11 protein-coding genes, 1 tRNA gene and 1 pseudogene are annotated in these 9,316 nt (G+C 73.4%); 5 read left to right on the top strand and 8 right to left on the bottom strand.

What is annotated here, in order from left to right; genetic code table 11:
* Nucleotides 1-334: 334 nt before the first annotated feature.
* Nucleotides 335-1,027, top strand: coding sequence for a DUF4230 domain-containing protein (locus EAO70_RS27300; protein WP_148005560.1), 693 nt, complete (start codon nt 335-337; stop codon nt 1,025-1,027).
* Between the two features lie 440 nt (nt 1,028-1,467).
* On the top strand, nt 1,468-1,752 hold the full coding sequence (locus EAO70_RS27295; RefSeq protein ID WP_148005559.1) for a cupin domain-containing protein: 285 nt from the start codon (nt 1,468-1,470) through the stop codon (nt 1,750-1,752).
* A 136-nt stretch (nt 1,753-1,888) separates the two neighbouring features.
* Here EAO70_RS27295 and EAO70_RS27290 read toward each other — a convergent pair whose 3' ends face one another.
* A complete protein-coding gene (locus EAO70_RS27290) occupies nt 1,889-2,113 on the bottom strand; it encodes a DUF6458 family protein (RefSeq protein WP_148005558.1) in 225 nt (74 codons plus the stop codon).
* A gap of 373 nt (nt 2,114-2,486) precedes the next feature.
* Between EAO70_RS27290 and EAO70_RS38170 the strand changes: the two genes are divergently transcribed.
* From EAO70_RS38170 to EAO70_RS27280, 3 genes are all read left to right on the top strand, one after another.
* Complete coding sequence (locus EAO70_RS38170; RefSeq protein WP_187284063.1) at nt 2,487-2,633, top strand: hypothetical protein; 147 nt, start codon at nt 2,487-2,489, stop codon at nt 2,631-2,633.
* A 184-nt stretch (nt 2,634-2,817) separates the two neighbouring features.
* A complete protein-coding gene (locus EAO70_RS27285) occupies nt 2,818-3,963 on the top strand; it encodes a hypothetical protein (protein ID WP_148005557.1) in 1,146 nt (381 codons plus the stop codon).
* A 140-nt stretch (nt 3,964-4,103) separates the two neighbouring features.
* Nucleotides 4,104-5,489 (top strand): pyridoxal phosphate-dependent decarboxylase family protein, encoded by a 1,386-nt coding sequence (locus EAO70_RS27280; RefSeq protein ID WP_148005556.1) that lies wholly within the window; start codon nt 4,104-4,106, stop codon nt 5,487-5,489.
* 105 nt (nt 5,490-5,594) lie between these two features.
* Here EAO70_RS27280 and EAO70_RS27275 read toward each other — a convergent pair whose 3' ends face one another.
* The 7 genes and pseudogenes from EAO70_RS27275 to EAO70_RS27245 all read right to left on the bottom strand — a co-directional run.
* Nucleotides 5,595-6,131 carry a GNAT family N-acetyltransferase gene (locus EAO70_RS27275; RefSeq protein WP_148005555.1) on the bottom strand — a complete coding sequence of 179 codons (537 nt, stop codon included), beginning with the start codon at nt 6,129-6,131 and terminating at the stop codon, nt 5,595-5,597.
* A 755-nt stretch (nt 6,132-6,886) separates the two neighbouring features.
* A tRNA-Pro gene (locus EAO70_RS27270) sits at nt 6,887-6,960 on the bottom strand.
* A gap of 126 nt (nt 6,961-7,086) precedes the next feature.
* Nucleotides 7,087-7,644, bottom strand: a complete 558-nt coding sequence (locus EAO70_RS27265; RefSeq protein ID WP_148005554.1) for a GAF domain-containing protein — start codon at nt 7,642-7,644, stop codon at nt 7,087-7,089.
* Nucleotides 7,641-8,258 carry a GTP-binding protein gene (locus EAO70_RS27260; RefSeq protein ID WP_148005553.1) on the bottom strand — a complete coding sequence of 206 codons (618 nt, stop codon included), beginning with the start codon at nt 8,256-8,258 and terminating at the stop codon, nt 7,641-7,643. The genes EAO70_RS27265 and EAO70_RS27260 overlap by 4 nt, the downstream gene beginning before the upstream one ends.
* A complete protein-coding gene (locus tag EAO70_RS27255) occupies nt 8,236-8,613 on the bottom strand; it encodes a DUF742 domain-containing protein (RefSeq protein ID WP_148005552.1) in 378 nt (125 codons plus the stop codon). Before EAO70_RS27255 ends, EAO70_RS27260 begins: the two co-directional genes overlap by 23 nt.
* Complete coding sequence (locus EAO70_RS27250; RefSeq protein WP_148005551.1) at nt 8,610-9,044, bottom strand: roadblock/LC7 domain-containing protein; 435 nt, start codon at nt 9,042-9,044, stop codon at nt 8,610-8,612. Before EAO70_RS27250 ends, EAO70_RS27255 begins: the two co-directional genes overlap by 4 nt.
* A gap of 5 nt (nt 9,045-9,049) precedes the next feature.
* Nucleotides 9,050-9,316, bottom strand: a pseudogene (locus tag EAO70_RS27245) (ATP-binding protein); the annotation flags it as partial.

Below are 9,316 nucleotides of genomic sequence, written 5' to 3'. Positions count from 1 at the left end.
GTGCGGACCGGGGCGGCGACGTCCCTTCCCGCCCCGCCGGGACCGGCCGCGACCGGCTTCACCGCGGCACCCTTCCCACCGCCTCCCGCCCCACCGACTCGTCTGCGTACCTCGGTCCACCCGATCATGTGCCTGCCCCTCTTCCGTACGACCGCCTTCGGACGGAGCCCGCGTACCCGCGACCCCCCGGCTGTATGCCCCGGCGGGCACCGTCGGGCACGCGTTTCGGCAGCCGTCGGGCACGCGTTTCGGCACACGCTTCCCAGGCGCCCCAACCCGTCCCGCCATGCCGAGAGTTGGGAATGGGAGGCCTCGACGCGGGCACGAGGCGAGCATGGGACACGACACCGAGATCAGACCTTCGCCCACCGACGACCGGACGGACCGGCCCGAGAAGCGCACCCGGGGAAGATGGCGGGTCGTCATCGTCGCCCTGATCGTGATCGCCGTCGCCCTCATGCTGATCGGCCAGTTCTTCCGGCTCCCCGGCCTGGACGTCTTCGGGACCCGGGTGCAGGACCGGACCGGGCCGGCCGTCCTGAAGTCCGTCCAGGACCTCAGCCGGTACGAGGGCGCCGCGGGCACCTACCAGGTGGTGGTCGACCTGGAGCGCGACGCGCGGTTCCTGCCGGACGCGATCCGCGGCACCCGGACCCTCTACGTGGCCAACGGCAGCGTCGGTGCCTACGTCGAACTGGGCGGCCTCGGTGACGAGGCCGTGACGGTCGACACGGACCGGAACCAGGCCACCCTGCGCCTGCCGCACGCCCGGCTGGGCGCCCCGGCGCTCGACCCGAAGCGTTCGTACGCCGTCTCCAAGCAGCGCGGACTGCTCGACCGTCTCGGCGACCTGTTCTCCGACAACCCGTCGAGCGAGCAGGCGGTCAACGTCCTCGCCACGCAGCGGATCGGCGACGCCGCCCGCGAGTCCGGGCTGACGGCCCGGGCGGAGAAGAACACGACCGAGATGCTGGAGAAGCTCCTGCGCGGCCTCGGCTTCGAGCAGGTCACGGTCGTCTACTCGTGAACGGCTCCCCCGCGGGGCCGCCCGCTGGACTCGGAAGGAATCCCTGGTGACGGTCGTGCTGATGATGGTGTTCGGGGTGGGCGTGGCGATGGCGTGGTGGAGCGTCACGCCCGTCCGCGCCGGCGTGCGCAGGGGAGCCCGGTGAGTCCTGYTGGCCGGTGCCGGCCGACGGCACCCCGGCCCACACCGCCTCCCCCGACCTGCGGCCCCCCTCTGCGCGGGACGCCGCCGTACGGCCGGCCGCTCCCGCACTCGGTCCGCGCGAACGGCTCGGTCCGCCCGCCCCGTGCCCGCGGTACGGGGCGCCGCGCCGCGCTCCCGGACGGACCCTCCCGTACCCCCTCCCGTACCCCGGCCGGGACCTGCGGTTAACCTGCTGGTCGGGGGCGTGGCGGCCCGGTCACGCGCCGGAACGACCGACCACGACGAGAAGAGCCACCATGAGCACCACCGCCCGCGCGACCACGCAGCACGAGGACGACCGGGTCCGCGTCACCCGCTGGGACTTCGAACCCGGCCAGTCGACCGGCACGCACGTGCACGCCTATGACTACGTCGTCGTCCCGGTCACCGACGGGCAGACGCGGGTGATCACCCCGGACGGGAGCAGCACCGTCTCGGAGCTCAGGGCCGGCGAGTCCTACGCCAGGCCCGCCGGCGGCGAACACGAGGTCGTCAACGCCGGCACCGAGCCGCTCTCCTTCGTCGAGATCGAGCTCAAGTAGCCCCTCCCATGCGGGCGGTTCCGCATCGAGGGGCCCGTGCGGAAGTACTTCGCCCCGGCTTCGGGGGCTTCGGTCCGGGGACTTCCGGGTGAGCGCCTCCGCACGCCGCTCACCCACACCCGGTGCCTTCGCCGCCTCAGAGCAGGTCGCGACGGCCGTCGTCGACGACCGTCGGCGCGACGGGCGGGACGACCATCCGGCGGCGGCGAAGGACGCTGACGTAGACGGCGGTCCCGAGGAAGCCGACCGCCATCAGGATCAGACCGACCAGATCGAGGTTCACCGCCTCCAGCTCCCAGTCGGTCGCGAAGGTGAGAACGGCGCCGACGCCGATCATGATGATGAATATTCCCATGCCCATGACTGCTTCCTCCCACGCGGGTTGATAAGCGTCCGGGTACCCGCGTCCGGGTGGATCATTCCGCTCCCCGTGGCCGCGGTCGCCTCGCCCGCGCCTCCTGACGTATCGCCAGAACCTCAGCTTCCAGGGCCCCGTGGCGAACAGAACCCCGAACAGGGGTCGTACGGAGGTGTGGAACGCTCACGACGGGCAACACGGAGTGACAGGACGCGAAGACCGCGGCTCTCGCCCCCGAGAAGCGCCCGGCCCCGGCAGGGGACGGGGCAGGGTGCGAGCAGCCGCACCGCATGAAGCTCTTCGACTGCTACCTGGCGTTCTTCCGACAGGCGGCGCCCGCTGGGACGCCGCACCGTGACGATCCGAGGAGTCCCCCATGACCGCACTGCTGGCCCGTATCAAGCGTTTCGCCCACAGCCCCCAGGGCCGCAACGCGGCGGCGTCCGTCCGCCGCGCCGCGGCCGACCCCCGCAGGCGCAGCCAGGCCCAGCGCCTCCTCCGCAAGCTGCGCGGCCACCGCTGACGCCCGTTCCCCCGGCCCGACGGGCCGCCCTCGCACGACGCCCCGCGCCACGATCGGCGCGGGGCGTCGGCGTGTGTGTGGGCGGGCCGCCCGTGCCCGCCAGCGACCGCGCGGCACTCCTCCGCCGCTGTCGGAGGCACGTCGTACTCTTCCCCGAGTCCGACTGCTTCCCGGGAGATTCGCCGTGTCCGTCCACGCTCGGCTCCGTGCCACCGTCCCCGCCCCTCTGCCCGTGTCGCAGGCCGGGCCCCCGGAGATCACGGGTCCGCCGGGGCGGCGGATGCTCGTCCAGCGCAGTGACGGCGAGGTCGTGGCCCAGCCGCTGGACGAGGACTTCGCCCCGCGCGGGGCGGGCGTCCGCTTCCCCGCGCCGTGGCCCCGCCGTCGCGGGACCTGGGAGGTGGCGCCGGACGCGAGCCTGGCCGTCTTCGCCGGAGTGCACTCGGTGCGCGCGGTGGAACCGTCGGGGGCGACCCGCTGGGAGGTCCGCCACGGCTGCTGGTACGGCGCCTGCCGGGAGTTGCACACCTCGTACGAGACGTACGCGGAGCGGCCGGACCACCGGTACCCCGAGAGCGGTTCGGTCGGGTTCTCCGCGGACGGCCGGCTCGTCTGGGCGCACGTACGCGGTCCGCTGCCCGAGGGCGAGTCGAGTCCCGAGACGGCCGACGAATGGCTGGTCGTCGACGCCGGGAGCGGCCGGGTGCTCGGTCGGGCGGACGCGGAGGCGGTCGCGGCCGGCAGCTTCCATCTCCCCCACCCGACCGATCCCGGTCAGATGGGGCTGAGCATCGGCGAGGGGCAGGACGGCGCGCCGCTGCGCTGGGGCCGCTGGGACGGGACGGAGCTGACGGTGGACCGCCTGGAGGAGGATCAGTGCCTGCTGGGCCTCAGTCCCTCCGGCGACCGGCTCATGACCGTCTCCCACGACCAGGACTCCCTCGCCGTGCGGAACTCCGGCGGCGCGGTCGTGGACGCGCTGGACTGGGACGCCGGGACGGTGATCCCCCGGCACCCGGACGCTCAGGCCGAGGGCGACGAGGACGAGGGCGAGGTGGAGCGCTGCTGGGACTGGGCCGGCGGCTTCCTCGACGAGACGACGCTGGTCGCCTCGACCACCGAGTGCGACGAGGAGTGGGGGCGGGGCCGGCACTGGCTGGTCGCCGCGTCGGGTGCGCGCGCCGTCGTCCCGATCACGTACCCCTCGCAGGTCAACGGCATACCGACGGCCCTGGGAGGCGGCGTCTGGTCGACGCCGTCGGACGCGTGCGACGTCCTTCACGTCTGGGAACCCGGTGGACGCGACGACGTCGACGGGCTGGACGGCTGATCCCACCGGTGGACCAGGCTCGTGCGGCGACGGCTTCCGCCGCCCGCCCGGGGACGCCTCGGCCGGAGGGCGCCCGGCCCCTCGCGGGTCCGCGGGCGGTCGGCTTGCGGGGCGGCGGTGACGGTCGCATAGTCCGAGGTATGGACGCGCGCGAGGCGGCGCTCCGACAGGCGTACGCGCATGCTGTCCGGTGGCTGGCGAGCCTGCCGGACCGCCGGATTCCCGCCCGGGCGTCGGTCGACGAGATCGTGGGCGCGCTCGGCACCGAGCTTCCCGCCGGTCCGGGCGAGCCCGCCGAGGTCGTCGACCTGCTGGCCACGGCCTGCGAGCCGGGCCTCACCGCCTTCCCCGCCGGCCGCTTCTTCGGCTTCGTGGTCGGCGGCACCGAACCGGCCGCGCTCGCCGTCGACTGGCTGGTGAGCGCCTGGGACCAGAACGCCGTGATGCGTACGGTGTCCCCCGCGTACACGGCTGCGGAGGAGATCGCCGGGGATTGGCTGCTCGATCTGCTGGGCCTTCCCGCGGAGAGCTCCGTCGGCTTCACCACGGGCGCGACGATGGCGAACTTCACCTGTCTCGCCGCCGCGCGGGACACCGTCCTGCGGGCCGCCGGCCGGAACGTCGCCCTCGACGGCCTCGTGGGCGGCCCGCGGGTGCGGGTCGTCGCCGGTGAGTCCCGGCACATGGCGGTCGACCTGGCCCTGCGGTATCTCGGGCTGGGGCGGCCCGAGCCGGTGGCGGCGGACGACCAGGGGCGCATGGATCCGGAGGCCCTGCGGACGGTTCTGGCGGCGGGCGACCGGAGTCCCACCATCGTGGTCCTCCAGGCCGGGGACATCCACTCCGGTGCCTTCGACCCCTTCGTCCCGTGCGTCCGTGCGGCGCGCGAGGCGGACGCGTGGGTCCACGTCGACGGCGCCTTCGGCCTGTGGGCGGCCGCCGCACCGCGTCGGGCCATCCTGACGGCGGGCTGCGCGGAGGCGGACTCCTGGGCGACGGACGCCCACAAGACGTTGAACGTCCCGTACGACTGCGGACTCGCGATCGTGCGCGACGCGTCCGCGGTGCGGGCGGCGATGGGTCAGCGCGGGGACTACCTCATCCAGCACGAGCACGGCGATCCCATCGACAAGGTGCCCGAACTCTCGCGTCGTGGAAGGGCGTTCACCGTGTGGGCGGCCCTCAGGTCGCTCGGCCGTTCCGGTGTGTCCGAGCTCGTCGAGCGGCTGTGCCGGCACGCCTCGGCGTTCGCCGCCGGCCTCGCCGACATCGAGGGCGCGACCGTGCTCAACGAGGTCGCGTTCACCCAGGTCTGCGCCTCGTTCGGAAGCGACGCACGAACCGACCGGATCCTCGCCCGACTGCTCGACGACGGCACGGCGTGGATCAGCGGCTCCACCTGGCGGGGCAGACGCGTCATGCGGATCTCGGTGAGCAACTGGTCGACCACGGACGAGGACGTGACCCGCACCCTGGCCGCGATCCGCCGCGCGGCGGCCGCGACCGTCCGGGAGGGGATTCAGTAGCCCGACGTCCGGCACCGGTGCTCGGCGCTCCTCCGCGCGGGCTCCGTCATCTTCCGTCAGGGGGCGCCGGTGGGCCGTCGGCGACGTCGACGGCCCACCGGGTGCTCACCTGTTCACGTCGTGACGGGTGAACCCGAAGGCCACCACGCCGTCGGTGTCCTCCGCCGGTGTCCTGTCGAGTCGCCGGAATCCGGCCTTCTCCAGGACGCGTACGGATGCCGGGTTCGCCAGTTCCACGGTCGCCGCCACGGTGTGGACGTCGGGCGCGGCCAGGGCGAAGGCGGCGAGCGCGCGGGTGGCTTCGGTGGCATAGCCCTCGCCTCGGCGCGAGGCGACGACTCCGTAGCCGATCTCGACGACACCCTCGGCGGGTGGCCAGAACAGGCCGATCGAGCCCACGACGGAGCCGCCGGCCCGCTCGACGATCAGCCGGTGCCCGTAGGCGCCGAGCCAGGCCGGATGGTCGCCGAGGAGGCCCGCGATGACGCCGTCGCCTTCGGCGGGAAAGTCGGCGGCCCAGTCGGCCGGCCGGGGGTGGCCGTCGGCGTCGACGACGGCGAGGGCTTCGGCGGCGGTCCAGGTGCGCAGGACGAGCCGCTCGGTGAACAGCTGGGTGAGGTCCCCGGAATGGGACGAATGCACGTGTGACTCCAGATCATGGGAACGATCCGGACCGCGTCGTCGCGGCACATCGTGTCAGGACGCGATCCGGAGGAGGGCATGACGAGTGGGGCCGCCGACGGCCATATTCATCAACCCCCTGGTTCCGCGATCGTGTTCGCGTGTTCCCACGCCGAGCCGACGGTAGCAGAGAGGTCCACCGAGGCCGGGGCCGATGCTCGGTCGCCGGCAGGGGGTGGTCCGGCGCGCACCGGGCCGGGAATCGTGCGCAGCATGATCGGCGGAATCCACCCGGGCGGGAACGGGCCCCACATCCGTCGGTGCACCGGAGACCCGCCGGGAACACCGCCCGCGGCGGGTGTCCTCATTGTTTGCTGTCGCCCCTTGTGTCGCCGGTGGTACGACCAGGTCACCGCCGCCAGGAGCGGGCCCCAGAGCAGGAGTGCCGCGTACGCGGCGAGAAGAAGGGCTTCGCCGCCCGAGAAGCCGGGGTCCGGGCTCCCGGAGGCCAGCAGTCCGCACGGCCCAGCGCGGGGGCGGCGGGACGGGCAGCGCGCCGGAATCGGGTGGGGCGGGGACCGTTGTCGTCATGAGGAGAACCTCTCGCACCCGCCCGGCACGTCACGCTTCGAGACGATCCGCCWCCACCGCGCGGGGGAGACCGACGGCACCGCCATGAGCGATCCGGCCCGGGAGGAGGCACATATGCCCGGGAACGACCGAAGGGCCGTTTCAGATCGCTCTGAAACGGCCCTTCGGTCTACGACTTCGAAAAGTCGGGACGACAGGATTTGAACCTGCGACCCCTTGACCCCCAGTCAAGTGCGCTACCAAGCTGCGCCACGTCCCGGTGCCCGTCTGACCTGGGGTTTCCCCCGGCTGGACGCGCATGAGAACAATACCGCACTTTCCCTGGTGGTCACGAATCCCTTTCCCCGGCGCCCCGGGGCGGGCGTGTGAGCGGTGGCGGTCGCTCTCAGCGCCGGGCGTCCTCGCGGCGACCGATCTCCTCCATCAGCTCGGCCGCCATCGCCTTGATCGTCTCCAGCCCGGCCCTCCCCCACGGCCGGACGTCGGTGTCGACCACGCAGACGGTGCCGAGCGCGACGCCGGTGCGGTCGACGAGCGGCGCCCCCAGGGAGGAGCGGATGCCGATCTCGTCCACGACCGGGTTGCCGGCGAAGCGCGGGTAGTCGTAGACGTCCTCCAGGACGAGGGCCCTGCGGCGCACCACGACGTGCGGGCAGTAGCCGTGGTCGCGGGCCAGGGAGCGGGCGACGGCGCCGACGCCCGGGGCGACGGGGCCGGGCGCGGCCGAGGGGGTGTGCAGTCCGGCGAAGAACTGCCGTTCCTCGTCGATGAAGTTGACCATCGACACCGGGGCTCCGGTCGTCTCCGCGAGGCGCTGGGCGAAGGCGTCGAAGGCCGGTTCGTGCCGCTGTCCGAGGCCGAGTGCGCGCAGCCGCCGCGCGCGGTCCGGCGCGTCCTTGTCGACGGGCGTCAGCAGGAGGTGGCCGACGGGGTCGTACGTCATGGCGTGCCTCCGTGGCGGGGCGCGACGGCCGGGACGGCGGTGAGGAGGTACTGGACGAGGGTGAGCAGGGTCTGGATGCCGGAGCTGGACACGCGGGCGTCGCAGAGGACGACCGGTACGTCGGGTGTGAGGTCGAGGGCGGTCCGTACCTCGTCCGCCTCGTAGCGGAAGGAGCCGTCGAACTCGTTGACGGCGACGACGAACCGGATGCCCCGCCGTTCGAAGAAGTCCACGGCCGAGAAGCACTCCTGGAGCCGGCGGGTGTCGGCCAGGACGACCGCCCCGAGCGCGCCCTCGGAGAGCTGGTCCCACATGAACCAGAAGCGTTCCTGACCGGGGCTGCCGAAGAGGTACAGGACGTGGCGGTCGTCGAGCGTGATGCGGCCGAAGTCCATGGCCACGGTGGTCGTGGTCTTGGACTCGACGCCTTCCAGGCTGTCGGTGCCGACGCTGACCGAGGTCAGGAGTTCCTCGGTGCTGAGCGGTGCGATCTCGCTGACCGCGCCCACGAACGTGGTCTTCCCCACGCCGAAGCCGCCTGCCACCAGGATCTTGAGCGCGGTGGGGAAGGAGTCGTTCGCGAGAGGGCGGTCAGAGCCGCTGTCGTAGGCCATGGAGCACTGCCTCCAGCAGGGAACGGTCGGTCGGGTGGGTGTGGAAACGGGGGGCGCGGGCCGTGAGCGCCCCGCAGTCCACGAGGTCGGCGAGCAGCACCTTGGTGACGCCTGCGGGCAGCCGCAGATGGGCGGCGACCTCCGCAACCGAGGTGGGTCCGGAGCAGAGCCCGAGGGCCAGACCGTGCTCCGGGCCGAGGTGGGCCTGGGGGGACGCGCCGGTCGCCATCACCATGGACAGCAGGTCCAGTGCGGCGGTCGGCTCGGTCCGGCCGCCGCTGACGGTGTACGGGCGGACGAGCCGGCCGGCCGCGTCGTCGAGCCAGGGACCTTCCGCGGCGGAGGTCGTGTTCACCGGCCGGTGCCGCCCGCGGCGTCGGCCGGCTGCCGGGCGGGGGTGACCAGGTAGGGCCGGACGCTCTTGACGAGCATCGCCATCTCGTAGCCGAGGACGGCGGCGTCCGCCTCGCGGCCGGCCAGGACCGCGAGGCAGGTGCCCGAGCCTGCCGTGGACACGAACAGCAGGGTGGAGTCGAGCTCCACGACGACCTGGCGGACCTCGCCGCCGTCGCCGAACCGGGCGCCGGCGCTGCGGCCGAGGGAGTACAGGCCGGAGGCGAGGGCCGCCATGTGGTCGGCGGCGTCGGGGTCGAGGCCGTGGACGGACTTGACGAGGCCGTCGGCGGAGAGCAGCACGGCGTTGCGGGTGTGGGGGACGCGCTGGACCAGTCCGCCCAGCAGCCAGTCGAGGTCGGAGGAATGGCCAGTGGGCGCATTGCTCGCCATGGTGTCTACTCCTTGTGCGCGTCGCCCGGACGCTGCGGCTCGTGGGGGGCGGATCGGGATTCGGCGAGGCCGACGCCGCGCTGGAAGGCGGCCATCAGGCCGGGGTCGTGCAGGGCGTGCTCCTCGGTCCCGCGGGCCGCGGGCTCGTCGCGCAGCTGGGGGACGAGGTGCTCCTGGGCGCGCCGTGTGGGGAGTACGGGGCGTCCGCCGGCCTCGGGGGCCGGTGGGAACGGCGGGAGCGGTGACAGGAGGTCGGCGGYCGCCCCGTACTC

It is taken from the genome of Streptomyces sp. adm13(2018) (assembly GCF_008042145.1).
Lineage (GTDB): Bacteria > Actinomycetota > Actinomycetes > Streptomycetales > Streptomycetaceae > Streptomyces.
The sequence above is the reverse complement of the archived record's forward strand: the minus strand, read 5'-3'. Positions and strand labels throughout refer to the sequence as shown.

Bases quoted from the DNA above. Each gene is read 5' to 3' on its own strand.
- EAO70_RS27295 (WP_148005559.1), top strand. From the start codon at position 1,468: ATGAGCACCACCGCCCGCGCGACCACGCAGCACGAGGACGACCGGGTC.
- EAO70_RS38170 (WP_187284063.1), top strand. From the start codon at position 2,487: ATGACCGCACTGCTGGCCCGTATCAAGCGTTTCGCCCACAGCCCCCAG.
- EAO70_RS27265 (WP_148005554.1), bottom strand. From the start codon at position 7,644: ATGACGTACGACCCCGTCGGCCACCTCCTGCTGACGCCCGTCGACAAG.
- EAO70_RS27300 (WP_148005560.1), top strand. From the start codon at position 335: ATGGGACACGACACCGAGATCAGACCTTCGCCCACCGACGACCGGACG.
- EAO70_RS27280 (WP_148005556.1), top strand. From the start codon at position 4,104: ATGGACGCGCGCGAGGCGGCGCTCCGACAGGCGTACGCGCATGCTGTC.
- EAO70_RS27250 (WP_148005551.1), bottom strand. From the start codon at position 9,044: ATGGCGAGCAATGCGCCCACTGGCCATTCCTCCGACCTCGACTGGCTG.
- EAO70_RS27290 (WP_148005558.1), bottom strand. From the start codon at position 2,113: ATGGGCATGGGAATATTCATCATCATGATCGGCGTCGGCGCCGTTCTC.
- EAO70_RS27260 (WP_148005553.1), bottom strand. From the start codon at position 8,258: ATGGCCTACGACAGCGGCTCTGACCGCCCTCTCGCGAACGACTCCTTC.